This is a genomic window from Nonomuraea sp. NPDC049028, assembly GCF_043197735.1.
Classification (GTDB): Bacteria; Actinomycetota; Actinomycetes; order Streptosporangiales; family Streptosporangiaceae; genus Nonomuraea.
The window spans coordinates 515,898-538,319 of the sequence record NZ_JBICTR010000008.1 but is presented as its reverse complement, the minus strand read 5'-3'; the positions used below and the strand labels follow the sequence as shown (position 1 = coordinate 538,319).

At 69.5% G+C, this 22,422-nt stretch carries 22 protein-coding genes and 1 pseudogene; 10 read left to right on the top strand and 13 right to left on the bottom strand.

Going from position 1 to position 22,422, the window contains the following annotated elements:
* The first annotated feature begins 7 nt into the window (after positions 1-7).
* Positions 8-643: a lipoyl(octanoyl) transferase LipB gene (gene lipB / locus ACGFJ2_RS33090; protein WP_357959099.1), complete on the top strand. Its 636-nt coding sequence runs from the start codon at positions 8-10 to the stop codon at positions 641-643.
* Positions 644-648: 5 nt separating this feature from the next.
* Here lipB and ACGFJ2_RS33085 read toward each other — a convergent pair whose 3' ends face one another.
* Both ACGFJ2_RS33085 and ACGFJ2_RS33080 read right to left on the bottom strand, forming a co-directional pair.
* Positions 649-2,178 (bottom strand): amino acid permease, encoded by a 1,530-nt coding sequence (locus ACGFJ2_RS33085; RefSeq protein ID WP_357959096.1) that lies wholly within the window; start codon positions 2,176-2,178, stop codon positions 649-651.
* A 120-nt stretch (positions 2,179-2,298) separates the two neighbouring features.
* The gene (locus ACGFJ2_RS33080; protein WP_393474942.1) at positions 2,299-2,646 is read right to left on the bottom strand and encodes a DUF2809 domain-containing protein; all 348 of its coding nucleotides are present in this window, start codon (positions 2,644-2,646) and stop codon (positions 2,299-2,301) included.
* A 28-nt stretch (positions 2,647-2,674) separates the two neighbouring features.
* On the opposite strand from ACGFJ2_RS33080, the gene ACGFJ2_RS33075 reads away from it, so the two are divergent.
* The 6 genes from ACGFJ2_RS33075 to ACGFJ2_RS33050 all read left to right on the top strand — a co-directional run bounded on the left by ACGFJ2_RS33075 (position 2,675) and on the right by ACGFJ2_RS33050 (position 10,138).
* The gene (locus ACGFJ2_RS33075) at positions 2,675-4,303 is read left to right on the top strand and encodes an ABC-F family ATP-binding cassette domain-containing protein (protein WP_357959090.1); all 1,629 of its coding nucleotides are present in this window, start codon (positions 2,675-2,677) and stop codon (positions 4,301-4,303) included.
* A 118-nt stretch (positions 4,304-4,421) separates the two neighbouring features.
* Positions 4,422-6,236, top strand: coding sequence for an ABC transporter substrate-binding protein (locus ACGFJ2_RS33070; protein ID WP_393474939.1), 1,815 nt, complete (start codon positions 4,422-4,424; stop codon positions 6,234-6,236).
* A complete protein-coding gene (locus ACGFJ2_RS33065) occupies positions 6,233-7,285 on the top strand; it encodes an ABC transporter permease (protein WP_358185452.1) in 1,053 nt (350 codons plus the stop codon). The genes ACGFJ2_RS33070 and ACGFJ2_RS33065 overlap by 4 nt, the downstream gene beginning before the upstream one ends.
* Positions 7,282-8,166, top strand: a complete 885-nt coding sequence (locus tag ACGFJ2_RS33060; protein WP_393474936.1) for an ABC transporter permease — start codon at positions 7,282-7,284, stop codon at positions 8,164-8,166. The genes ACGFJ2_RS33065 and ACGFJ2_RS33060 overlap by 4 nt, the downstream gene beginning before the upstream one ends.
* The gene (locus ACGFJ2_RS33055) at positions 8,163-9,137 is read left to right on the top strand and encodes an ABC transporter ATP-binding protein (protein ID WP_393474933.1); all 975 of its coding nucleotides are present in this window, start codon (positions 8,163-8,165) and stop codon (positions 9,135-9,137) included. The genes ACGFJ2_RS33060 and ACGFJ2_RS33055 overlap by 4 nt, the downstream gene beginning before the upstream one ends.
* Positions 9,134-10,138, top strand: a complete 1,005-nt coding sequence (locus tag ACGFJ2_RS33050; protein WP_357959075.1) for an ABC transporter ATP-binding protein — start codon at positions 9,134-9,136, stop codon at positions 10,136-10,138. The genes ACGFJ2_RS33055 and ACGFJ2_RS33050 overlap by 4 nt, the downstream gene beginning before the upstream one ends.
* Here ACGFJ2_RS33050 and ACGFJ2_RS33045 read toward each other — a convergent pair.
* Positions 10,128-10,952, bottom strand: coding sequence for an NAD(P)H-binding protein (locus ACGFJ2_RS33045; RefSeq protein ID WP_393474930.1), 825 nt, complete (start codon positions 10,950-10,952; stop codon positions 10,128-10,130). The two genes, ACGFJ2_RS33050 and ACGFJ2_RS33045, sit on opposite strands and share 11 nt — an antisense overlap.
* Before the next feature lie 67 nt (positions 10,953-11,019).
* Entirely contained in the window at positions 11,020-12,195 is a 1,176-nt protein-coding gene (locus tag ACGFJ2_RS33040; protein WP_358185467.1) for an FAD-dependent monooxygenase, read from the bottom strand.
* A 73-nt stretch (positions 12,196-12,268) separates the two neighbouring features.
* Here ACGFJ2_RS33040 and ACGFJ2_RS33035 point away from each other — a divergent pair, with 73 nt between their 5' ends.
* Complete coding sequence (locus tag ACGFJ2_RS33035; RefSeq protein ID WP_358185469.1) at positions 12,269-12,850, top strand: helix-turn-helix domain-containing protein; 582 nt, start codon at positions 12,269-12,271, stop codon at positions 12,848-12,850.
* A gap of 13 nt (positions 12,851-12,863) precedes the next feature.
* On the opposite strand, the gene ACGFJ2_RS33030 is transcribed toward ACGFJ2_RS33035, so the two are convergent.
* Positions 12,864-13,502, bottom strand: coding sequence for a maleylpyruvate isomerase N-terminal domain-containing protein (locus ACGFJ2_RS33030; protein ID WP_357959063.1), 639 nt, complete (start codon positions 13,500-13,502; stop codon positions 12,864-12,866).
* A 65-nt stretch (positions 13,503-13,567) separates the two neighbouring features.
* Positions 13,568-14,296 carry a nucleotidyltransferase domain-containing protein gene (locus ACGFJ2_RS33025; RefSeq protein WP_393474925.1) on the bottom strand — a complete coding sequence of 243 codons (729 nt, stop codon included), beginning with the start codon at positions 14,294-14,296 and terminating at the stop codon, positions 13,568-13,570.
* A 10-nt stretch (positions 14,297-14,306) separates the two neighbouring features.
* Here ACGFJ2_RS33025 and ACGFJ2_RS33020 point away from each other — a divergent pair, with 10 nt between their 5' ends.
* Complete coding sequence (locus ACGFJ2_RS33020; protein ID WP_393474922.1) at positions 14,307-15,065, top strand: SDR family oxidoreductase; 759 nt, start codon at positions 14,307-14,309, stop codon at positions 15,063-15,065.
* A 90-nt stretch (positions 15,066-15,155) separates the two neighbouring features.
* On the opposite strand, the gene ACGFJ2_RS33015 is transcribed toward ACGFJ2_RS33020, so the two are convergent.
* The 5 genes and pseudogenes from ACGFJ2_RS33015 to ACGFJ2_RS32995 form a co-directional block, all read right to left on the bottom strand.
* Positions 15,156-15,386, bottom strand: coding sequence for an SDR family oxidoreductase (locus ACGFJ2_RS33015; protein ID WP_393474919.1), 231 nt, complete (start codon positions 15,384-15,386; stop codon positions 15,156-15,158).
* Positions 15,334-15,543 (bottom strand): annotated as a pseudogene (locus ACGFJ2_RS33010) (SDR family NAD(P)-dependent oxidoreductase); the annotation flags it as partial. The gene ACGFJ2_RS33015 and the pseudogene ACGFJ2_RS33010, both read right to left, overlap by 53 nt.
* A gap of 61 nt (positions 15,544-15,604) precedes the next feature.
* Positions 15,605-16,543: a ribose-phosphate pyrophosphokinase gene (locus ACGFJ2_RS33005; RefSeq protein ID WP_357959050.1), complete on the bottom strand. Its 939-nt coding sequence runs from the start codon at positions 16,541-16,543 to the stop codon at positions 15,605-15,607.
* A gap of 18 nt (positions 16,544-16,561) precedes the next feature.
* The gene (locus ACGFJ2_RS33000) at positions 16,562-17,035 is read right to left on the bottom strand and encodes a GNAT family N-acetyltransferase (protein WP_393474916.1); all 474 of its coding nucleotides are present in this window, start codon (positions 17,033-17,035) and stop codon (positions 16,562-16,564) included.
* Between the two features lie 28 nt (positions 17,036-17,063).
* A complete protein-coding gene (locus tag ACGFJ2_RS32995; RefSeq protein WP_393474913.1) occupies positions 17,064-17,705 on the bottom strand; it encodes an HAD family hydrolase in 642 nt (213 codons plus the stop codon).
* Between the two features lie 79 nt (positions 17,706-17,784).
* On the opposite strand from ACGFJ2_RS32995, the gene ACGFJ2_RS32990 reads away from it, so the two are divergent.
* On the top strand, positions 17,785-19,554 hold the full coding sequence (locus ACGFJ2_RS32990) for an alkyl/aryl-sulfatase (RefSeq protein ID WP_393474910.1): 1,770 nt from the start codon (positions 17,785-17,787) through the stop codon (positions 19,552-19,554).
* 121 nt (positions 19,555-19,675) lie between these two features.
* On the opposite strand, the gene ACGFJ2_RS32985 is transcribed toward ACGFJ2_RS32990, so the two are convergent.
* A complete protein-coding gene (locus ACGFJ2_RS32985; protein ID WP_393474907.1) occupies positions 19,676-21,082 on the bottom strand; it encodes a purine-cytosine permease family protein in 1,407 nt (468 codons plus the stop codon).
* A 147-nt stretch (positions 21,083-21,229) separates the two neighbouring features.
* Positions 21,230-22,219, bottom strand: coding sequence for an NAD-dependent epimerase/dehydratase family protein (locus ACGFJ2_RS32980; RefSeq protein ID WP_358185481.1), 990 nt, complete (start codon positions 22,217-22,219; stop codon positions 21,230-21,232).
* Positions 22,220-22,422: the final 203 nt, after the last annotated feature.

Sequence of the window (22,422 nt, the reverse complement as noted above, 5' to 3'; positions counted from 1 at the left end):
GGAACGCATGAAGGCAAGGCCGCTGACACTCGTCCAGGATGAGCTCGTCGATTACGACAAGGCGATGGAGCGCATGACCGACCTCGTCGGTGAGCGCCAACGAGACGAGCGGCCGGACACGCTCTGGCTGCTGAGCCACCCGTCGGTCTACACGGTCGGGCGCCGCACGCCGGTGACCCACCTGCCGGACCCGTCGCGCGGCATCCCCGTGGTCGAGACCGGCCGCGGGGGCCAGCTCACCTACCACGGTCCCGGCCAGCTCGTCGGCTACCTCATCGTCAAGCTGGGCGAGGAGGAGGGCATCGTCGACTACGTACGGGAAGTGGAGCTCCGGCTGGTCGAGGCCCTGGGCGCGCTGGGGCTGCCCGCGGAGCGCCGCGACACCCCGCCCGGCTCCGAGCTGCTGACCGGCGTCTGGACATCCGAGACGGGGCGCAAGGTCGCGTCCATCGGGATGCGGCAGAGCCGTGGCGTCACCAGCCACGGCTTCGCGCTCAACGTCGACGGCGACCTGGAGCCGTGGCACTGGGCTGTCGCCTGCGGCATGCCCGACGTGGACATGACCTCGCTCAAGAGAGAGCTGGAGGCCACGTCCATGGACACCGTCCGCGCGGCCGTGGCCACGGCCTTTGAAGCGTCGTAAGCGTCTTAAGGCATGGGCAGTTCGTCGATGGTCCGGCGGGGCCCGGTGAACCAGTGTTTGGCCGACAGCTTCCACCACAGGGCGATGCCGAGTAGCACGACCCCGACCAGGACCGGCGCGTAGTTCACGTCTGTCCAGGTGAAGTTCTCGTTGCCGGGGATCGCTGAGGGCTTGATCGGCATGATGAAGTAGATCGAGATGATCACGATCTCAACGCAGGCGATCCAGCACATGGCCCGATATTTCCGCCCAAGGGTCCACGGGCCGGGCCGGAAGTTGTCGCCCATGCGCAGCCGCAGCCAGATCGGGATGAGGAACGCCAGGTAGAGCCCGATGACCGCGATCGACACGACGGCGAGAAAGGCCACCGGAGTGGTCGAGCCGGCCGGCGCCCAGAGCGCGGGCAGGGTAATCAGCGCGGCCACCACGCAGCCCGCGAGGATCGCGTTGACCGGCGTCCGGTTGCGGTCGACCTTCGACCACAGCCGCCAGCCCGGCACGGCGCCGTCGCGCGAGAACGCGTAGGTCATCCGCGACATCGAGGTCACGCAGCTCATCCCGCAGAAGAACTGACCGATCGTGGAGATCGCGAAGATCGCGGTGGCCAGCGGCGAGGAGAGGGCGGTCTCGAAGATGGCGCCCACGAAGCCGCCCTGCTTGTTGATCTCGTCCACGTTCGTCGCGGCGAACAGGAACGCCAGCAGCAGGATCCAGCCGCCGATCGCCGAGTAGAAGATCGACTGCCAGAGTCCGCGGGCGGCCGCCGTGGAGGCGCCCTGCGTCTCCTCCGACACGTGCGCGCAGGCGTCGAAGCCGGTGATCGTGTACTGCGTGAGCAGGAAGCCCAGGGGCAGCACGTAGAACCAGAACGGTATGCCGCCGTCGCCGTCACCGAAGCCGGAGTTGTTGATGGTGTCGGTGAAGACGAAGCCGACCGTCTGGTGGTGGCTCGGCGCGAAGATCAGAATCGCCACCACGATCGCGGCACCCGCCACGTGCCACCAGACCGAGATGTTCTGCAGCATTGAGATGAGCCGGTGGCTGTAGATGTTGATCAGCGCGTGCAGCACCAGAATGATCACGAACAGCAGGAACGCGTTCCCGAGCGAGGCGTCCCAGCCGCCGCCGGTGAGCCGGTTGATGGTGATGTTCAGGAATGTCGCGCAGCCGTAGTCGACCGACGCGGTGACCGCGATGAGACCGATCAGGTTGAGCCAGCCGGTGAACCAGCCGTGGATCGGCTTGCCCATCGTGGCGGCCCACCAGTAGATGCCGCCCGCCGTCGGGTACGCGGAGACCAGCTCCGACATGCAGAGACCGATGATCAGGATGAAGACGGAGATCAGCGGCCAGCCCCAGGAGATGGCGATGGGACCGCCGTTGTTCCAGGCCTGACCGAAGGTGGTGAAGCAGCCGGCGAGGATCGAGATGATGGAGAAGGAGATGGCGAAGTTGGAGAAACCGCTCCAGGTCCTTGACAGCTCCTGCTTGTAACCGAGCTCGGCGAGGCGCCTGGAATCCTCTTCTGTGGTCATTGAGGTCTCCTTGGGGGGATGCGCGGCGGAGGACTCTCTAGGATTTGGTCTATCTCTAGACCATTTCCATGTCACAGGCAAGGCGTTACAGCGGAGTTTCGAGCTGGTAAGGACCGTTCTTTACCTAAATGTGGACCTCGTCGCTAAATGCGCAGCACAAGCCACGACAGCGCCCACGGCGTACCAGAACAGGTCGGGCGGGTTGAACGTGCTGCCCAGCAGCGGCCGCAGCAGCGGCGGGATCTCCCAGAGCTGGGCGAACTCGATCGCCCAGCTCAGCGCGGCCGACCCCAGCGCGGCCCACACCGGCCGGACGCGCGGCAGGACGAGCACGACCAGCAGGTAGATCAGGACCGTGTAGAGCGCGTCGCCCGCGTACTTGGCGAACGGTCCGTCCCACAGCAGCCGCACCCCCAGCCCGGCCACGACGGTGACGACAGCGGCGGCGAGCACGGGCCAGCGAGACATTTGGCTCACGTTAGTAGCATCGGCCTACATGAGCGCGACGATGGTGGTCAAGGACCTTGCGGCGGGGCACGGCGAGCGGATCCTGTTCTCGAACCTGGATCTGGTGGTGGCCCCCGGCGACGTCATCGGGCTCGTCGGGGCCAACGGCGCCGGGAAGTCCACACTGCTGCGCCTGCTGGCCGGGATCGATCGGCCCGAGCAGGGCTCCATACGCCTCAGCCCGGCCACGGCCACGGTCGGCCACCTGCCGCAGGAGCCGGAGCGCCGCCCCGGTGAGACGGTCGGACAATTCCTGGCCAGGCGCACCGGCGTCGAGCAGGCGCAGCGGGAGCTCGACGACGCCACCCAGGGTCTGGTCGAGGCGCGGCCGGGCGCCGACGACGCCTACAGCGTCGCGCTGGAGCGCTGGCTCGCGCTCGGCGGCGCCGACCTGGAGGATCGTGCGGCGGAGATCGGGCTGCCGGTGAGCATGGAACAGCCCATGACCTCGTTGTCGGGTGGCCAGGCGGCCCGCGCGGGGCTGGCCTCGCTGCTGCTCAGCCGCTACGACCTCTTCCTGCTCGACGAGCCGACCAACGACCTCGACCTCGACGGGCTCGACCGGCTGGAGGGCTTCGTCCAGGGCCTGCGGGCCGGCACGGTGGTGGTCAGCCACGACCGGGAGTTCCTGGCCAGGACCGTCACCAAGGTGCTGGAGCTGGACCTGGCCCAGCAGCAGATCCACCTGTACGGCGGCGGCTACCAGGCCTACCTGGACGAGCGCGAGGTGGCCAGGAGGCACGCCCGCGAGCGCTTCGAGGAGTACGCCGACACCCGCGCCCAGCTGGAGTCCCGTGCCAGGACGCAGCGGGCCTGGATGGAGAAGGGCGTCAGGAACGCCCGGCGCAAGGCGACCGACAACGACAAGATCGGCCGCAACACGCGCATCGAGACGACCGAGAAGCAGGCCGCCAAGGCCCGCCAGTCGGAGAAGCTCATCGAACGCCTCGAGGTGGTCGAGGAGCCGCGCAAGGAGTGGGAGCTGCGGATGGAGATCGCCGCCGCGCCGCGTTCCGGCGCGGTGGTGGCCACGCTGCGCGGCGCGGTGGTCAGGCGGGGCGCGTTCACACTCGGCCCGGTCGACCTGGAGATCGGCTGGGCCGAGCGGGTGGCGATCACCGGGTCCAACGGCTCGGGCAAGACGACGCTGCTGGCCGCGCTGCTCGGCCGCACCCCGCTCGACGAGGGGCACGCCACGCTCGGGCCCGGCGTTGTGGTCGGCGAGGTGGATCAGGTCAGAGGGCTGTTCGAGGGCGGGGAGCCGCTGCTCGACGCGTTCGGCGCGCAGACGCCGGAGCTGCCGCCCGCCGAGGTGCGGACGCTGCTGGCGAAGTTCGGGCTGCGGGCCGCGCACGTGCTGCGGCCCGCCGACACGCTGTCGCCCGGCGAGCGCACCCGCGCGGCTCTGGCGTTGCTGCAGGCTAGAGGCGTTAATCTACTCGTGCTGGACGAGCCGACGAACCATCTCGATCTCCCGGCGATCGAGCAGTTGGAGTCGGCCCTGTCGAGCTACCCAGGCACGCTGCTGCTCGTCACCCACGACCGGCGGATGCTCGACGCCGTACACGTCGATCGTCGCCTGAGGGTGAGCGACGGGACCGTTCTTGAGTCGGTCTGAAAATTTACACCGCTCAAGGAAACGAAGGTGAAACAATTTTCCGGCACTCGTTGACACGCAGTGTTCGTATGGTGTGCCTTTCTCTACACAGGACACCCCCGCCTGAAGGTGAGGCACAATGAGGAAATGGTTCGCACGCCTGGCTCTGTTGGGCGTAGCGGTATTAGTCGCAGGTCAGGGCCAGGCGGCCCAAGCCGCGGAACCGGCAGCGGGGAAGAAGATCGTCCGCATCGGCGCCACGCAGGCGATGGACTCGATGAACCCGTTCCTGGCGGTCAGGCTGGTCTCGTCGGCGGTCCAGCGCGAGATGTACAGCTTCCTGACCACGCCCGACCCCAAGACGCTGAAGCCCAGCCCGGATCTGGCCGAGTCGTGGACGACCTCGCCCGACGGGCTCACGTGGACGTTCAAGATCCGCAGCACCAAGTGGTCTGACGGTCAGCCGGTCACCGCCGAGGACGCGGCCTGGACCTTCAACAAGGTCATGACGGACGACGCGGCCAAGACCGCCAACGGCCCGGCCGTCGAGAACTTCGAGAGCGTCACCGCCAACGGCCAGGACCTGGTCATCAAGACCAAGGCGCCGCAGGCGTCCATGCTGGAGAACCCGATCCCGATCATGCCCAAGCATGTCTGGGAGAAGGTCACCGACATGGCCAAGTACGAGGCCGACGTCTATCCGGCCGTGGGCAGCGGGCCGTACATCGCGGTCGAGCACAAGAAGGACCAGTTCGTCAAGCTCAAGGCCAACCCCGACTACTGGCGGGGCAGGCCCAAGGTCGACGAACTGCAGTTCATCTTCTATGACAACCCGCAGGCCGCCATCGCCGGTCTGAAGAAGGGTGACATCGACCTGATCGGCCGCATGACGCCGCCGGACTTCGAGTCGATCAAGGGCGACCCCAACATCGAGCAGTGGAACACCCAGGGCCGCCGCGCGGCGTACCTGGAGGTCAACCCCGGCGCCACCACCACGGACAACAAGCCCGTCGGCGACGGTCACCCCGCGCTGAAGGACCCGAAGGTGCGCACCGCGCTGCACTACGCGATCGACAAGCAGAAGCTGGCCGACGAGGTGCAGGGCGGTCTGGCCAAGCCCGCCGACGGCTCGATCATCCCGCCGCTGTACAAGGAGTTCTTCTGGGAGGCCACGGGCGACCAGAAGGTCACCTACGACGTCGCCAAGGCCAACAAGATCCTCGACGACGCCGGTTACAAGAAGGGCGCCGACGGCGTCCGTACGATGCCCGACGGCAAGAGGAAGCTGGAGTTCCGCTTCAGCATCCACACTGACACCCCGATCGAGGACAAGCTCGCCGAATACCTGACGGGCTTCTTCAAGGAGATCGGCGTCACGCTGACCACGGTGAAGCTCGACTCCAGCAAGTTCGCCGAGGAGACGGGCGTCACGGGGCTGTACGACATCGCGATCAGCGGCTGGTCGGTCAACCCCGACCCCGAGGAGGTCCTGGCCACGCACCTGTGCAGCCGCCGGCCCACCCCGTCGGGCGAGGGTGGCGGCACCGAGTCGTTCTACTGCGACCCGACCTTCGAGAAGCTCTACCAGGAGCAGCTCAAGGAGCTCGACCGGGCCAAGCGCGTCGAGATCATCAAGAAGATGCAGGAGCGCCTCTACACCGACGCTCCGGTGATCGCGATCTACTACCCGAACGACCTTGAGGGCTACCGCAAGGACCGCATCACCAGTATCACCCCGGTCCCCGAGGACAAGGGCCTGATCTACGGCGGCAGCAGCGGCTACCCGTTCTACGCCATGGACGTCAAGGCCACGGGCGGCACCAGTGCGGCCGGCAGCGACGGCGGCTCCAACACCGGCCTCATCGCCGGTGTGGTCGGCGGCGTGGTGGTCATCGGACTCGTGGCCTTCCTCTTGACCCGGCGTCGCAAGAGCGTCGCCGACGAGCGCGAATGACCACACCGCTCGAAGCAGCGGAGCCCGCCGTCCAGGCGGCGGGCTCCGGTGATGACCGCCCCGCCTACCGCGGCACGCTGAAGTACGCGCTGTCGAAGGTCGGCGGGGCGTTGTTCAGCATCGCGATGGTGATCGTCGGCACGTTCTTCGTGTTCCGGCTGCTGCCCGGCGACCCCGTGCGCAACCTGGCGCAGGGTCGCAACATGACCCCGACGCAGCTCGCCCTGGAACGGCACCGGCTCGGCCTGGACAAGTCGCTGATCGACCAGTTCTTCGACTTCGTCGGCAAGACGCTCCACCTCGACCTCGGCACCTCCTACGAGTACAACCGGCCGGTCCTCAGCCTCATCGGCGAGCGGTTCCCCGCGACGCTGCTGCTCGCGGGCGGCGGCCTGGTCATCGCGGTCGGTCTCGGGATCTGGCAGGGCCAGCGGGCCGGATGGCAGCGCGGCAGCCGCTTCGACCAGGTCTCCACGGGTGTCTCGCTGGTGTTGTGGTCCATGCCGACGTTCTGGCTGGGGCTGCTCCTGCTCATGGTGTTCGGCGTCGGGATCGGGCCGATCCCCGGCATCTTCCCGACCCGGGGCATCGAGAGCGTGGACGCGCCCGACGGCTTCGCCTACGTGCTCGACGTGGGCATGCACATGGTGCTGCCGTGCCTGACCCTCGTGGCCGTGGTCTACGCCCAATACCTGCTGGTCATGCGCTCGTCGCTGCTGGAGGAGGTCAGCCAGGACTACGTGAACGTGGCCCGCGCCAAGGGCCTGCGCGACGACCAGGTGCGCCGCCGCCACGCGGTCCCCAACGCGCTGCTGCCCACGGTGACGCTGGTCTTCATGCGCATCGGCTTCGTGGTCGGCGGCGCTGTCACCGTCGAGACGATCTACAGCTGGCCGGGGCTCGGGCAGCTGTTCTACGAGGCGGTCAGGGTGCCTGACTTCACACTCATGCAGGGCACGTTCATGCTGATCACGGTGGCCGTGATCCTCATGAACACGCTGGCCGACGTGGTCTACCACATCATCGACCCGAGGGTGAGGTCGGCATGACCGCCGTGGCCACGTCTCGCAGGCGTCTGGCGCTCGGCCGCTTCTGGCGCAGTTTCCGTCAGGAGCGGGCCGGGATGGCCGGGCTGGTGGTGCTCGTCACCGCAGTCCTGCTGGCGCTGGTCGCGCCGCTGTTCATCGATGACGGCGTGACCAGCGTGGTGAGCGGCACGGGCGCCAAGTTCGCGGCGCCCAGCCTCGCGGAGCCGTTCGGCACCGACGAGTCCGGCCGGTCCATCCTGCTGATGGTCTGGTGGGGCTCGCGTACGTCGCTGCTCATCGGCTTCCTCGCTGCCCTGCTGAGCATCGTGATCGGCACGGTCATCGGCATCGCCGCCGGGCACTTCCGCGGTTGGATCGGGGCCGTGCTCATGCGGGCCACCGACTGGTTCCTGGTGCTGCCCTCGCTGCTCACAGCGCTGGTGCTGGCGGCCATCCTGGGCGGCAGCACGGCCACGATCATCGTGGCCATCGGCATCACCACCTGGCCGTCCACCGCCCGGCTGATCAGGTCTCAGACGCTGTCCGTGGAGGCCAGGCCGTACATCGAGCGGTCGAAGGCGCTCGGCGGCGGGCACTGGCACATCACCACGCGGCACGTGCTGCCGAACGTGGCGCCGCTGCTGCTGGCCAGCACCACGCTGGAGGTGGCCAGCGCGATCGTCACCGAGTCCACGCTGGCCTTCCTCGGCGTCAGCTCGAACAAGACCTCCTGGGGCACGATGCTGCGCGCGTCCTACGACTTCAACGCTCCCGCCAACGCGGCCTGGTGGTACATCCTCATTCCCGGCCTCTGCATCCTGGCCGTCGTCATGGCGTTCACGCTGGTGGGACGCGCGCTGGAGGCCGTGCTCAACCCGCGACTCAGGAAGGCGGGCGCATGACTCTCCTCGAACTCGACGACCTCACGGTGACCTACCGGATCGCCTCCGGCGAGGTGCCCGCCGTACGGGGAGTGTCGCTGAAACTGGAGTCGGGCGCGGCGCTCGGGGTAGCCGGTGAGTCGGGATCCGGCAAGTCGACGCTGGCCATGGCGCTGCTGCGGCTGCTGCCGCGTGACGCCCGCGTCGGCGGCCGGATCCTGCTCGACGGCGAGGACATCCTGGCCATGAACTGGGGCCGCATGCGCGCGGTCCGCTGGGCCGAGGCGTCCATCGTCTTCCAAGGCGCCCAGCACGGTCTCAACCCGGTCCGCAAGATCGGCGACCAGATCGCCGAGCCGCTGCTGGTGCACAACCTGGCCAAACCCGACCAGGCCGGCAAGCGGGTGGCCGAGCTGCTCGAACAGGTCGGCCTGCCCGCCTGGCGGGCCCGCAGCTACCCGCACGAGCTGTCCGGCGGCCAGCGGCAGCGCGTGATGATCGCGATGGCCCTGGCCTGCTCGCCCCGGCTGATCATCGCCGACGAGCCGACGACCGCGCTCGACGTGATGGTCCAGGCCCAGGTCCTGACGCTGATCAAGGAGCTGATCGCCGAGCGGAACATCTCACTGATCATGATCTCGCACGACCTGTCGGTGCTCGCCGACGTCTGCGGGCAGCTCGCGGTCATGTACGCGGGCCGCGTCGTGGAGCACGGCCCGTCGCGCGAGGTGTTCCACGAGGCCAAGCACCCCTACACGCGGGCACTGGCGGCGGCGTTCCCCACGGTCGGCGACCCGGTGTCGCGGCTGGCGCCCAAGGGCCTCGGCGGCGATCCGCCGGACCCGATGGACCTGCCCACCGGCTGCGCCTTCCATCCGCGCTGCCCGGTGGCGCTGGAGGAGTGCGCGACCCTCGATGTCGAGCTCTGGCCCGCGGGCGACAGCCGTACCGCTGCCTGCGTGCACGTACGGGCGAAGGAGGAGGCCTCATGACCGAGACGGAGACGTCCTCGGAGACCGTCGCCACGGGGCACAAGACCCTGCTGGAGGCCCGTGACCTGCACGTGGAGTTCCCGTCGCGCGGGCGGCGGGCCCGCGCGGTCGACGGGGTGAACCTGGCGATCGGCGCCGGCGAGATCGTGGCCCTCGTCGGTGAGTCCGGCTGCGGCAAGACCACGCTGGCGCGCACGCTGATGGGCCTGGAACGGCCCACTTCGGGGACGGTCGTCTATGACGGTACGCCGCTGGACTACCACTCCAAGGCGCTCAAGGCGTACCGGAAGGCCGTGCAGCTGGTCCTGCAGGACCCGATGGGCTCGCTGAACCCGCGGCACACCGTCTACGAGGCGGTCGCCGAAGGACCGCGCATCCACGGCCTGTCCGGCGAGCGGGAGATCGTGGCCGAGGCGCTGTCCAGGGCCGGGCTGCGGCCTCCTGAGCGGTTCTTCCTGCGCTACCCGCACGAGCTGTCGGGCGGTCAGCGTCAGCGCGTGGTCATCGCCGGCGCGCTGGCCCTCAACCCGAAGGTGCTGGTCGCCGACGAGCCGGTGGCCTCGCTCGACGCCTCGGTGCGGGGCGAGATCCTCGCGCTGCTGCTCCGGCTCCGCGCGGACCTGGGCCTGTCGGCCTTGGTCGTCACCCACGACCTCGGGCTGGCCTGGAACATCGCCGACCGGGTGGCGGTCATGTACCTCGGCCGGATCGTCGAGGCGGGGCCGGTCGAGCAGGTGCTGACCGCGCCGCGCCATCCGTACACGCAGGCCCTGATGTCGGTGCTGCCGGAGTCGCCCGAGCGGATCGTGCTGACCGGCGAGCCGCCGGACCCGACGCGGATCCCGGGTGGCTGCCGCTTCCACGCCCGCTGCCAGGTGCTCGCTTCCGGCAAGGCAGCCGAGGCGGGGGTGGACGCCAAGTGCAGGTCGCAGCGGCTCGACATCCTGCCCGCCACGCCGGCCGCGCGGGCGGCCTGCCATTACGCGGAGCTCAGCGCTTGAATGCCGTGGCGTGCTCGGCGGCCCACTGGGCGAAGGAACGCGGTGCCCGGCCGGTGACCTGCTCGACGGTCGGGACCACCGTGTAGCCGATCTCGGGGGTATTGCCGAGCGCGCCGATGAGGAACTCGATCGTCTCCGCGCCCATGCCGTCGGCGCGCCACTTCGCGCGGGCCTCGGCCTCGGAGAGTTCGACGAAGCGGATCTCCTGGCCGACGGCGTCGCTGAGGATGCGCACCTTCTCCGTGGTGGTGATGGCCTGCGGCCCGGTCAGCGTGTACGTCTTGCCCGCGTGGCCGTCGCCCGTCAGCACGGTGGCCGCCACGGCGGCGATGTCACGCTCGTGCACCATGGCGCTGAGCCGGCCGCCGAACGGCTCCCTGATGGCGCCCTCGGCCTTGATCGTCTGGGCCCACCACTGGAGCGTGTTGGACATGAACTCGACCGGCGTCAGCAGCGTCCACTCCAGCTCACTGGCGGCCAAGGCCTGCTCCAGCGGGCCGTCGGCGCGCCCGCCCAGGACGGTGACCTTGCGCACGCCCGACTTGACGGCCAGCTCCACGATCTGCTCGCCGGTCTTCAGCGGCGCGTAGTCGTCGCCGGCGAAGTTGATGAGGTGAACGGCCGTTACACCCTCGAAGGCGGTCGTGAGGCTGCCCGGCTCGGCCAGGTCCCCGGCGACGACCTCCACGCCCTCGGGCAGGTCGGCCTTGGCCGGGTCGCGGGTCAGGGCACGCACCTGGTGGCCGTTCCGGGCGAGCTCGTCGACGATGAGGCGGCCGACGGTTCCGGTGGCACCGGTGACGAGGATCGTCATGACAGGCTCCTTCTGGCATTTATGCGGAACGGAACGTTCGATTCCCAATCTACCAGAACGGAACGCTTTATTCCATATAGTTCTTCAGTGTGATGGCCGTCGCGGCCCGGGCCATGGGCCCGGCGATGCGGTCGATCATCCGGTCACGGCCGGGCAGGTGGGGGAGCAGCCTGATCATCCTGGTCTGGAACCAGATGACCGCGCGTGAGGGCAGCACCATGCCCTTGACGTTGGCCGGGCCCAGCTTCTGGTTGGCGTCCACGAAGGCGCGCATCTCCCGCTCGTAGCCGTCCACGCCGCCGCCGGAGGCCAGCTCACCGGCCAGCACGTACGCCCCCACCAGGGCGAGGCTGGTGCCCTGGCCCGACGCCGGCGAGGCGCAGTAGGCGGCGTCGCCGACCAGCACGACCCGGCCCTTGGACCAGCGGTCCATGTGGATCTGGCTGACGGAGTCGAAGTAGAAGTCCGTCGACTCGCGCACGGCCTCCAGTAGCGCGGGCACCTCCCACTCGACCCCGGCCATGGCCTGGGTCAGCAGCTCCTTCTGCTGGTCCGGGTCGCGGCGGTCGTAGGTGAGCGGCTGCGACGACCACATGAACAGCGCCTTGGCGTTGCCGTCCTGCTTGGTGCTGTAGACGTTCGCGGTCCGGCCGGGGGCGGCGTGGACCGCCTCCTCGCGGTCGAGGCCCAGACGGTTGGGGACCGTACAGATCGAGATGTAGTAGCCGAGATCGCGCACGAACGCCGACTCCGCGCCGAAGACCAGCCCGCGCGTGTTGGAGTGCATCCCGTCGGCTCCGACGACCAGGTCGAACCGCCGCGGCGCCGACCGCTCGAACGTCACCGTCCCGTCCTCGGCGATGCCGGTGATCGAGTCGTCGAAGATGTACTCCACGTCGTCGCGGGTCAGGTCGTAGAGGAGCTCGTTGAGGTCGCCGCGCATGATCTCGGCGTCGGCGCCCTCGCGCCCGCCGAACAGGTCGGCGTCCATCTCCGCGATCCGCCGGCCCTTGCCGTCGTAGTGTGTCGCGATCCGCATGTCGGTGCTCCTGGCGCGGACCGCGTCGAGCAGGCCCATGCGCTCGACCACGTCGAGCGCCACGCCGCGGATGTCGACCTTGTAGCCGCCCTCGCGGATCGAGGGCGCCCGCTCCACCACGGTGGGGGTGAAGCCGTGCCGCCGCAGCCAGTAAGCCGTCGCGGTGCCGGCGATGCTCGCGCCGGAGATCAGGATGTTCGTCATGTCCTGAAAGGTACAGTCGTCTCAGACGCTTGTCTAGTACGGCTTTCTGAGACGCCCGTGTTAGACTCTGGGTATGGGAAATCGTGAAGACCTGCTGGCCGGGGCCAAGCGCTGCCTGATCGAGAAGGGCTACTCGCGCACGACGGCGCGCGACATCGCCACGGCCTCCGGAGTGAGCCTGGCGGGCATCGGCTATCACTTCAGGTCGAAGGACGCGCTGATGAACGAGGTGCTGTTCGAGGTGATGCGGGAGTGGGGCGACGATCTGGCGGCGACGCTGGCCGCCGACGTCAAGCACGCCGACGTCAAGGCCAACACGGAGCCGCTCGAACGCTTCGAGGCGGCATGGGACCGGGTGATCGAGTCATTCGACCGGCTGCGGCCGCTCTGGGTCACCCAGTTCGAGCTGCTGGGCCAGATCGACCACCTGCCCGATATTCGGGAGCAGCTCGTGGCCGGCATCCAGGAGGGGCGTCAGGGGCTCGCGGAGTTGTTCGAGGGCATCGACCCGGCGGCGGAGCCGGAGCGGGCGCGGCTGGTCGGCACGTTCTATCAGGCCATGCTGACGGGATTCCTGTCGCAGTGGCTGATCGATCCCGACAGCGCGCTGTCGGGCCGCGAGGTGGTCGCGGCCCTGCGCATGGTCCAGAGGTAGCTTCTCGTGTGGCTTAGAAGGCGCTGATCGTGGCGGGCGCCCGCTCGGCCCTGCTCAGCGTGCGGATCACCGCCGTCGCGCCATGACGGTGTACGGCAAGCCGCGCCAGCAGCTCGACGACCGGCTCGACGACCGAGGCCGGCAGCTCGGGAGTCTCCACGCCCACACTGGCGGCCAGGTCGTCGGAATGCACGACCAGCTCCATCAGGCGGGTGAGCAGGAGGTCGTCGAACCGGAGCGACCAGCCCGACCACGGCAGGTACACCACCTTGTCGCTGGGCTGCGCGGGCAGGGCGACCCGCTGCCGGTCGAACAGCTCGCCCGCCCTGGCGGCCAGCGCCACCGGGCCATCGGCGGCGGCCACCTCACCGGCCCGCCGGATGCCCACGTTGCTCTCGTGGTCGAGACCCGCCTGCACCCACGGCGACCTGGTGAAGTGCTCGATCAGCGGGATCGGCTCACCGGGCGGCCCGCCGTCCTCGAGCAGGTTGTCGACCCGGACGATCTGGTGGGCCAGGTGCGCGGCCAGTCCGGCCACACTGAACTCGGTCAACGCGCTCGGCTTCTCCCACGCGGCGGCCACGGCCGGCTCACGCAGCAGCGCCACCGCGGACGACGCGGCGACCAGATAGGACTCCCTGATCTCCCCCATGTCCCGCCTTTCCCCGTTTTCTGGTGGTGACCCGGCAAAGACTATCCGGGGTGCTGTCCTGATCGTCAGCCGAGGGCGCGCCTGATCGCCGACCTGATGAAGACCCTGGCCAGCGTCGCGCGCCTGAAGCGGCTCAGGAACGGCCGCGGCAGGCCGTACCTGCGGGCTCGGATGTCCGCCACCACGTTCATCGGCGCGCCGAGCTCGGCCAGCACGTCCAGGGCCTCCCGCTTGGTGATCAGCCGCCCGTCCCGCAACGTGACCGTCGCCCTCGCCACGGTGATCATCCCGAGATCCACCCAGATGTCCCGCAGCCACAGCTTGCGCGTGCGCGTCTTGACCAGCCAGAAGTCCCGGAGATCCGCCCGGATGAACTCGCTCAGCTCCTCGTCCGTCACCGGCGGCAGCAGGCCCGCGGGCGGCTCGCCGTGCAGCTCGAGAGCGCCCGAGTGCAGCTCACGACGGGTCACCGGGGTGACCGGCCGCTCGGACAGCTCCTGGTGCGCCCAGGTCACATGCTCGGTCGCGAAGTCGCCCAGCCGGTGTTTGGGCATGTAGGAGCAGTGCAGATGCTCAGCGAGCGGCAGAACGATCTCCTCGTGCAGCTTGGCCAGCCGTTGCCGCTGCTCCTCGGTGAGGTCCGTCTCGACCACCGCGATGAGATCGAGATCGCTCTTGCCCGGCTGGTAGTCACCCGCCGCGAGCGACCCGTGCGCCCACAGGGCGACCAGGGGTACGGCCGGCCTGATGTCGTGGAGGAAACGGGTTAGCAGAAGATCGGTGGCCGCATGCATGATGGCCACTATGGTCGACACGAGACGCGACGGAAAAGTGGCCCTGGTCACCGGTGTGGGCCGCACTGTCGGCATCGGCGCCGGCATCGCCCGCCGGCTGGCGGCCGCGGGCTGGGACATCGCCTACACGTACTGGACCCCGTACGACGAGCGCATGTCCTGGGGTGCCGAGCCGGGGGCGGCCGACGCGATCGGCGAAAGCCTCGCCGGGCGCGGCGCGGCGATCGAGGCCGACCTGACGGACGCCGACGCCCCCGCACGGATCTTCGACGAGGCCGAACGCCGGCTGGGCAACGTCACCGCCCTGGTGATGTGCCACTGCGAATCGGTCGCCTCCGGCCTGCTCGACACCACCCTCGCGAGCTTCGACCGCCACTTCGCCGTCAACGCGCGGGCCACCTGGCTGCTGATTCGCGAGTACGGCCGCCGCTTCTCGGGCGCCCACGGGACCGGCCGGATCATCGGCCTCACCAGCGACCACACGGTCGGCAACCTGCCCTACGGCGCGAGCAAGGGCGCCCTGGACCGCATCGTCCTGGCCGCCGCCCGCGAGCTGGCCCACCTCGGGGTCAGCGCCAACGTCATCAACCCCGGACCGGTGGACACCGGCTGGATGTCGGACGAGGCCCGGGAGACCTTCCTCCGCCAGACCCCACTCAACCGCCTCGGCACGCCCACGGAGACCGCCAACTTGGTCGACTTCCTGTGCTCCCCACAGGGCCAGTGGATCAACGGCCAACTGCTGATGAGCAACGGCGGCTTCGCCTAGAGCGGTGTCCACGACGGACCGTTTGCCTCTTCTGCCCCAAAGGACCTCAGCTCACGACGGACCGTTACAGGGATTGAGGCGGTCACCGCACTAAAGCGCGTGACCACCCGCCACCTGGAGGACCTGACCGGTGATCCACCGAGCCTGGTGCGAGGCGAGGAACACGACGGCGTCGGCGATGTCGGCGGGCTCGCCCACCCGCCCCAGCGGCACGATATAGCTGTCGCGCCGCCTGCGGCTCACGTAGGTCGGCGGGTACGGCCACCGCGTCGCGGAGCCCGGCGGCCAGCGCCTCGGCGACGTCCCTGGTGGGGGTGACATGCTCCCAGGTGACGCCCGGGGGAGCGGGCCTCTCGCTGAAGTAGTGCACCGCCACCCGCGCCCCCTCAGCCGAGAAGGCCCGCGCGACCGCCGCCCCGATGCCTCCACTGGCGCCGGTGACGAGAACGGTCCGACCGGCGAGTTTCGTATCGACCATCCGAGGAGCATGTCGTGATAAATCGCCCATGGCGAGCCAGGGGACCGGAACCGGCCTTTTGTCAGGGCGCGCTGAACAGCGCGCTCACCGACTCCCCGTCGTGGATCCGCCGCATCGCCTCGGCCAGCGCCGGGGCGATCGACAGGACCGTGAGCTTGTCCGTGGGCTTGGGCACGGGCACGGTGTTGGTGCAGACGATCTCCTCGACCTCGGGCAGCGCGGTCAGCCGCTCGATCGACCCGGCCGCGAACAGCCCATGCGTGCACGCCACGCGTACGGAGTTGACGCCACGCTCGCGCAGCCGGTCGAGCAGCTCGATGACGGTCGTGCCCTTGGCGATCTCGTCGTCCAGGATGATCACGTCCTTGCCCTCGACCTCGCCGATCACCGAGCTGATCACCACCCGGTCGTCGCTGAAGCGCTGCTTGGCCCCCATCGCCACGTCGGTGCCGAGCAGCCGGGCGAAGTGCGCGGCCTCCTTGGCGTTGCCCAGGTCGGGGGAGACGACGACGGTGTTGGACAGGTCGTACTGGCGGAAATGGGCGGCCAGCTCGCGCAGCGCGTGCAGGTGGTCGACGGGCACGCTGAAGAAGCCGTGCACCTGCGGCGAGTGCAGCGTCATCGTCAGCACCCGCCCGGCGCCCGCCGTCACCAGCAGATCCGCCACCAGCCTGGCCCCCATGGAGATGCGCGGCGCGTCCTTTTTGTCACTCCGGGCAAATGCGTAATGCGGCATCACCACGGTCGTCCTTGCGGCGGACGCGCCACGGGCGGCGTCGAGCATCAGCAGCAGCTCGACCAGGTTCTCCTGTACGGGCGGAACAAGCGGCTGGATGATGAAGACGTCGCGTTCTCTGCAGTTGGCCTGGAGCTGGACCTCCAGCACGTCGTTGGCGAAGCGGCTGACCTTGACCGGGTGGAGCGGGGTGCCCAGGTGGGAGCAGATCTCCTCAGCCAGGTCGGGGTGGGCGCTGCCGCTGAATACCGTGATGTCTCGCACGATTCCGAAAGGATAGCTTCACGGGCTCAGGTAATGGTGCACCAGGGCAGGTTCACCGGCCGCGTTGCGCCATCGGGCCCGGGAGGTGGCGACACGCTGCCAGCCGTACCTCTCGTAGGCGGCGATGGCCGCCCGGCCCTCGTCGGAGACCTCCAGGGTGAGACGTCCGTCCGCGTCGGCGAGGGCGGTGTCCAGCAGACGGGCGGCGAGCCCGCCACGCCGGGCGGAGGGCGTGACGAACAGACGGGTCACGGACGCGCGGACGGGCGCGCCGACCAGCTCGGCCACCCGCGACTCGACCTGAGCGAGCCCGACATGACCGACTATGACGCCCTGCTCGTCCAGGGCGATCCAGGCGCGGAGCAGGTCGCCAGGCGTGAGCCAGCTCTGCGGATCGTCGGGCCAGTCCACGGGGTAGCGGTCGGCGGCCTGAACCTCGGCCAGCGCCTGCACACACGCGTCGAGATCGTCGGGAGTTCTGAGTCGGATCATCGCTGGAGCGCCGCCATTGTGAGTCGGGTCATCGTTCGAGTGCCGCGATCGTGAGGGAGTCGAGGTCGGGGACGACCTTCCAGGCGAGTGCCAGCGCGTCGGGGGCGGGCGGATAGCGGGGATGGGGCACGGCGATCACCCGCATCCCGGCCGCATGCGCCGAGCGCAGGCCGTTGCTCGAATCCTCCACCGCCACGCTCTCGCGTGGGTCGACCCCCAGCTTGGCGGTCGCCTCCAGGTAGCCGTCCGGGGCGGGCTTGCCGCGCGGTACCTCCTCGGTGGAGACGGTGACGGCGAAGCAGTCACGGAAGTCGGCCGCGTCCAGCACCACCTCGATCAACGCACGCGGCGAGGAGCTGGCCAGGCCCAGCGTGAGGTCCGCCGCCAGGCGCCGTACCGCCTCGGGCGCCCCCTTCATCAGCGGTACGCCGTGCCGGTAGCGCTCGGCCATCTGGTCCACCACGCCGCGCGCGATCTCGTCCGGAGGCAGCGCAACACCGAGTTCGTGCAGGTAGGCGGCCCATTCCTGGGTGCTCATCCCCATGAGCCTGGACTGGGTGTCCTCCTGCCAGGTGCCGCCGTGTTCGGCGACATACGCCCGCCGTACCTCCTCCCAGACCGGCTCGGAGTCGACGAGCACGCCGTCGAGGTCGAACACGCACGCTTCCACGGAACCCCCTAGCGGGCTTTGTCGGGATTGCCCATTAACGAGGATATGCGTTGACCGGTTCTCGGGAATGGGCCTGGGCATGGCCGACCTTCCACTCCACGATTCCAACGACTTCGAGGCGGCGGCGGATCGCGGCTTCATCGCGAAGTTCAGCCCGGCGGTGGTCAGCGCCGTCGACAGCAAGGTCATCTGGGACGGCGAGTCGGCCGCCTTCCTGGAGCAGGAGTGCCCCGGCAGCGCGCATCCCAGCCTGTGGCGGCAGGCGCGGCTCTCCGCCAGGCAGGGGCTGTACGAGGTGACGGACGGCGTCTACCAGGTGCGCGGGTTCGACCTGTCGAACATGTCGATCGTCGAGGGCGACTCCGGCGTGATCATCATCGACCCGCTCATCTCCACCGAATGCGCCGCCGCCGCGCTGCGCCTCTACCGAACCCATCGCGGCGCCCGGCCCGTGACCGGGGTGATCTACACGCATCCGCACGTCGACCACTTCGGCGGCGTGCGCGGCGTCACCGGCGGCGGCGTGCCGATCCTGGCGCCCGCGGGCTTCCTGCGGAACGTCGCCCGCGAGCACCTGCACGCCTGGTCCGCCACGGCCCGCCGATCCGTCTACCTGTACGGCCAGGCCCTCGAACGATCACCCGACGGCCAGATCGGTACGGGCCTGGGCAAGACCCGCTCCATCTCGCTCATCGCCCCCACGATCGACGTCGAACGTACGGGACAGGAGGAGACGGTCGACGGGGTACGCATCGTCTTCCAGCTCGCCCAGTCGCCACCGGAGCTGGCCCTGTACCTGCCCGGCAGCCGGGCCCTGTGCCTGGGCGAGAACGCCACCCGCAACCCGCACAACCTCCTGCCCCTGCGGGACGCCAAGGCCCTGGCCCGGCAGCTGGACGAGACGGTCGCTATGTTCGCGGCCGAGCTCGATGTCGCCTTCGCCTCGCACCACTGGCCCACCTGGGGCGGACCGGAGATCACCCGGTTCCTGACGCAGCAGCGCGACCTGTACTCCTACCTGCATGACCAGACCCTGCGGCTGATGAACAAGGGCCTGACCGGAGCCGAGATCGCCGAGGCCATGCGGGTGCCGCCCGAGCTGGAGCAGGTCTGGCACACGCACGGCTACCACGGGCCGGTCGGCCACAGCGTCAAGGCCATCTACCAGCGCTACCTGGGCTGGTTCGACGGCAACCCCGCGCACCTGTGGGAGCACCCGCCGAGGGAGAGCGCGATCCGCTACGTGGAGTGCCTCGGCGGCGGGGCGGCCGTCGTCGCGTTCGCCAGGCGCTACCTCAAGGAGAACGACCTGCGCTTCGCCGCCCAGCTGCTCAACCACGCGGTCTTCGCCGACGAGGGCAACAAGGAGGCGCGTGACCTGCTCGCCGAGGTGTACACCCGGCTCGGGCACGGCGCGGAGAACCCCACCTGGCGCAACCTCTACCTGACGGGCGCGCTGGAGCTGAGCGACGGCGTCGTGCCGGCCGCCACGGAGCGGGCCGCGCCCGGCCTGGTCGCGGCGCTCGGCGTCGACCAGATCCTCGAATCGATCGCCATCCGGATCGACGGCCCGCGGGCCTGGAACGAGAGCCTGTCCATCGACTGGCACCTGACCGACCTGGGCGAGAGGTACCGGACCACGCTGTCGAACGGCGCCCTCATCCAGCACGCCGACCCGCCCGAGGGGCCGGTCGACCTGACCTTGCGACTGACCAAGGCGCAACTGCTCGGCCTGCTGGCCGGCCGGGGGGTCGAGCGGGTCGAACGAGAAGGCGACATCGGCGTACTGCGGCGCCTGGTGGCCGTACTCGACCACCCGATACCCGACTTCGCCATCGTGACCGCCTAACACAGCGCGGGTGCCCGTCCTTGGGCCTTGTACGACGACGGACCGGCTTCCTCTTCTCCCCGGAGGGGGTATCTCCCAAAGGACCCCAGCCACCACGACCGTCACAGGCCGTCCGGGGCCCTCAGCCGCTACGGCGGGGCGCCAGACTCGAAATCGCGAAGTAGAGAACTCCCGCCAGCACCAGCGCGACCACCACGCCGATGTTGGCCGCCCCGAACGTCCCCGCCCTCAGCTGGTCACTCATCAGGAAGCCGACAACCCGGGCGATGTTCGGGTCGGTGGAGGTGATGAGCCCGACGCCCACGACAGACGCCACGACCAGCGAGATCACCCCGGACCAGTTCAGAGCGGGCGCCCCGGGCCGAAGCAGCCGCTCGTCGTAAGACCGCCCGCCCGCCCGCCGGAGCCACATGTCGACGAGGAAGACGGCCACCCAGGCGGCCATCACCACCCCGATGATCGCCAGGAACGCCTGGAAGGTCGCCAGGAAGCTGGTGGAGACGAACAGCAGGTAGTAGCCGCCGAGCACCATCAGCGCGCCGTCGATGAGCACCGCGTAGTGCCGCTTGATCGGCACCCCCAGCGCCAGCATGGACAGTCCCGACGAGTAGATGTCCATGATCGCCCCGGCCAGGAAACCACCGATGGCGGTCAGCAGGTACGGCAGCAGGAACCAGGTCGGCAGCGCCGCCGCCAGCGCCCCGACCGGATCCGCGCCCGCGGCCTGGGCCAGCTTGGGGTCGCCGCCGGCCAGCAGCACGCCGAAGACGAGCAGCACCATGGGCGGCACCGCCCCGCCCACCGTCGTCCACAGCGCCACCGACGAGGGCTTGGACGCGGTGGGCAGGTAGCGCGAGTAGTCGGCGCCGCAGTTGACCCAGCCCAGGCCGAGCAGCGTCATCGCGAAGATGATCGCGCCCACCCAGCCGCCGGGGCCCGCAGCGGTGTCCAGCGAGGTGCCGAGCTTCGGGGCCATGAGGATCATGTACACGACGGTCAGCACGATGAACGCGTACGTCAGATACCGCTGCACCGCCATGATCAACGCGTGGCCGTACACCCCGATCACGATCGTGAGCAACGCGGCGACCGCGAAGCAGGCCGCCATGGCGGTCGTGCCGGGAATGCCGGGCGCGACCCGCTTCAGGATCGCCGCGCCGCCCTGCGCCGACAGCGTCACGAGCACGATCTCCCAGCCGACGTTCGAGACGTAGGAGAGTACGGCCGGCAGTTTGTTGCCCTGGTAGCCGAAGGGGGCGCGGCCGAGCGTCATCGTCGGCACCCCCGACCGGGTGCCCGCGATGGCGACCAGCCCGACCAGCCCGAACGAGAGCGCGTAACCGATCGCTCCCGTGATGATCGCCGGGACGACGCCCAGACCGAGCCCGACGATGTAGACACCGAAGGCGACGCCGAACAGGGAGAGGTTGGCGCCGGCCCATGGCCATAACAGGTCCCGAGGCGCGCCCCGCCGCTCGGCTGCCGGAACGGCGTTGATGCCGTTCTGCTCAACGGTCATCATGTCCATGATCGGACGGTACACCCGGCAACCGCGCCGCCCCAGAGCAGGTGACCGGACGGCGCGCCTGGTAACCGCGCCGCCCCAGAGCACCGGCAGCCGCGGCTGCCCCACCAGCAGCCGGGATCAGCCGTCGAGCCCCAGCAGCAGCTGAGATCAGCCGTCGAGCCCCAGCAGCGCGGCCTCCACCTTCGGGTCCAGGCCGACCGGCGGCCGGTCGGGACGCATGGGCGCCCGCCCGCCGATGCTCCGCAGCCACGCCCACGTGTCGGCCACCGTCTCGGCCACCGGCCGGAATCGCAGCCCGGCCGCCACCGCCTTGGACACGTCGGTTCGGTGGATGGAGTCGTGGTCGTCGCCCTGCAGCCAGATCGGCAGATCGGTCCACGGCTCCACGCCGGCAGCCAGGATCGGCTCCGGCTCCACCCACCGCAGCTCGGCCTCGGACTCGGTCACCTGTACGCAGGTCCGCAGTAACCCCTCCATGGTGACGAATCCCGACGGGCTCACCACGTTGTAGGCGCCACCCAGTCCGTCCTTGGCCACCTCAAGGCACCACCGGGCCATGTCGCGCGCGTCCACGTACTGCAGGGGCAGCTCGGCGGGCCCCGGCGCGAGCACTGGCCCGCCACGCGCGATCCTGTTCAACCACCATGGCAACCGCCCGATGTTCTCGTACGGTCCCAGGACCAACCCCGCCCGCGCCAGCAGCGCCCGCTCCCCGAAGGCCGCCACCGCCGCCAGCTCCCCACCGGCCTTGAACCGCGCGTAACCCACGTCATCGCCGTCATCGGCCGAGGCCGCCACCACCGGAGCGTCCTCTCCGGCACCGGCCGCAGTCGGGTAGGTGTAGACGGACCGGCTGGACACGTAGACGTAGTGTCCCGCCCGCTCGGCCAGCAGCGTCGCCGCGTCGCGTACGGCGGACGGCGCCCACGACCAGGTGTCGACCACGACGTCCCACTCACCACGGTCGAGTGCCGCCAGCCCACCCGGCTTCGCCCGGTCGCCCCGCAGCCCCGTCACCGTGGGTGGCGGGGCATGCGTGCCCCGGTTGAACACGGTCACGTCCCAGCCGGACGCGACAGCCTCCTCGACGAAGGCCCGCCCCACGAACTCCGTCCCGCCCAGCACCAGAAGCCTCATGCCACCACCCTGCCGATCCCGGCCACCGCCCGGTAGCGGTGCACGCCGACAGCGGAATCGCCAGCAGCGAAACCACCGACCGCAGAATCGCCGACAGCGAAACCACCGACCGCGGAATCGCCGACAGTGGAGCCCCTTACTCTCCGCGACGATTTAGCGCTGTAAAGGTAGATATATCAGCAGGTCAGTATCAATGCTGTTCC

What these genes read in the sequence shown, in the direction of transcription:
- ACGFJ2_RS33035 (WP_358185469.1), top strand. Translation starts at nt 12,269, where the DNA reads ATGGGAAATCGTGAAGACCTGCTGGCCGGGGCCAAGCGCTGCCTGATC.
- ACGFJ2_RS33025 (WP_393474925.1), bottom strand. Translation starts at nt 14,296, where the DNA reads ATGCATGCGGCCACCGATCTTCTGCTAACCCGTTTCCTCCACGACATC.
- ACGFJ2_RS33065 (WP_358185452.1), top strand. Translation starts at nt 6,233, where the DNA reads ATGACCACACCGCTCGAAGCAGCGGAGCCCGCCGTCCAGGCGGCGGGC.
- ACGFJ2_RS32990 (WP_393474910.1), top strand. Translation starts at nt 17,785, where the DNA reads ATGGCCGACCTTCCACTCCACGATTCCAACGACTTCGAGGCGGCGGCG.
- ACGFJ2_RS33015 (WP_393474919.1), bottom strand. Translation starts at nt 15,386, where the DNA reads ATGTCACCCCCACCAGGGACGTCGCCGAGGCGCTGGCCGCCGGGCTCC.
- ACGFJ2_RS33070 (WP_393474939.1), top strand. Translation starts at nt 4,422, where the DNA reads ATGAGGAAATGGTTCGCACGCCTGGCTCTGTTGGGCGTAGCGGTATTA.
- ACGFJ2_RS33050 (WP_357959075.1), top strand. Translation starts at nt 9,134, where the DNA reads ATGACCGAGACGGAGACGTCCTCGGAGACCGTCGCCACGGGGCACAAG.
- ACGFJ2_RS33085 (WP_357959096.1), bottom strand. Translation starts at nt 2,178, where the DNA reads ATGACCACAGAAGAGGATTCCAGGCGCCTCGCCGAGCTCGGTTACAAG.
- ACGFJ2_RS33020 (WP_393474922.1), top strand. Translation starts at nt 14,307, where the DNA reads ATGGTCGACACGAGACGCGACGGAAAAGTGGCCCTGGTCACCGGTGTG.
- ACGFJ2_RS32985 (WP_393474907.1), bottom strand. Translation starts at nt 21,082, where the DNA reads ATGGACATGATGACCGTTGAGCAGAACGGCATCAACGCCGTTCCGGCA.
- ACGFJ2_RS33030 (WP_357959063.1), bottom strand. Translation starts at nt 13,502, where the DNA reads ATGGGGGAGATCAGGGAGTCCTATCTGGTCGCCGCGTCGTCCGCGGTG.
- ACGFJ2_RS33080 (WP_393474942.1), bottom strand. Translation starts at nt 2,646, where the DNA reads ATGTCTCGCTGGCCCGTGCTCGCCGCCGCTGTCGTCACCGTCGTGGCC.
- ACGFJ2_RS33055 (WP_393474933.1), top strand. Translation starts at nt 8,163, where the DNA reads ATGACTCTCCTCGAACTCGACGACCTCACGGTGACCTACCGGATCGCC.
- lipB (WP_357959099.1), top strand. Translation starts at nt 8, where the DNA reads ATGAAGGCAAGGCCGCTGACACTCGTCCAGGATGAGCTCGTCGATTAC.
- ACGFJ2_RS32980 (WP_358185481.1), bottom strand. Translation starts at nt 22,219, where the DNA reads ATGAGGCTTCTGGTGCTGGGCGGGACGGAGTTCGTGGGGCGGGCCTTC.
- ACGFJ2_RS33000 (WP_393474916.1), bottom strand. Translation starts at nt 17,035, where the DNA reads ATGATCCGACTCAGAACTCCCGACGATCTCGACGCGTGTGTGCAGGCG.
- ACGFJ2_RS33040 (WP_358185467.1), bottom strand. Translation starts at nt 12,195, where the DNA reads ATGACGAACATCCTGATCTCCGGCGCGAGCATCGCCGGCACCGCGACG.
- ACGFJ2_RS33075 (WP_357959090.1), top strand. Translation starts at nt 2,675, where the DNA reads ATGAGCGCGACGATGGTGGTCAAGGACCTTGCGGCGGGGCACGGCGAG.
- ACGFJ2_RS33045 (WP_393474930.1), bottom strand. Translation starts at nt 10,952, where the DNA reads ATGACGATCCTCGTCACCGGTGCCACCGGAACCGTCGGCCGCCTCATC.
- ACGFJ2_RS33060 (WP_393474936.1), top strand. Translation starts at nt 7,282, where the DNA reads ATGACCGCCGTGGCCACGTCTCGCAGGCGTCTGGCGCTCGGCCGCTTC.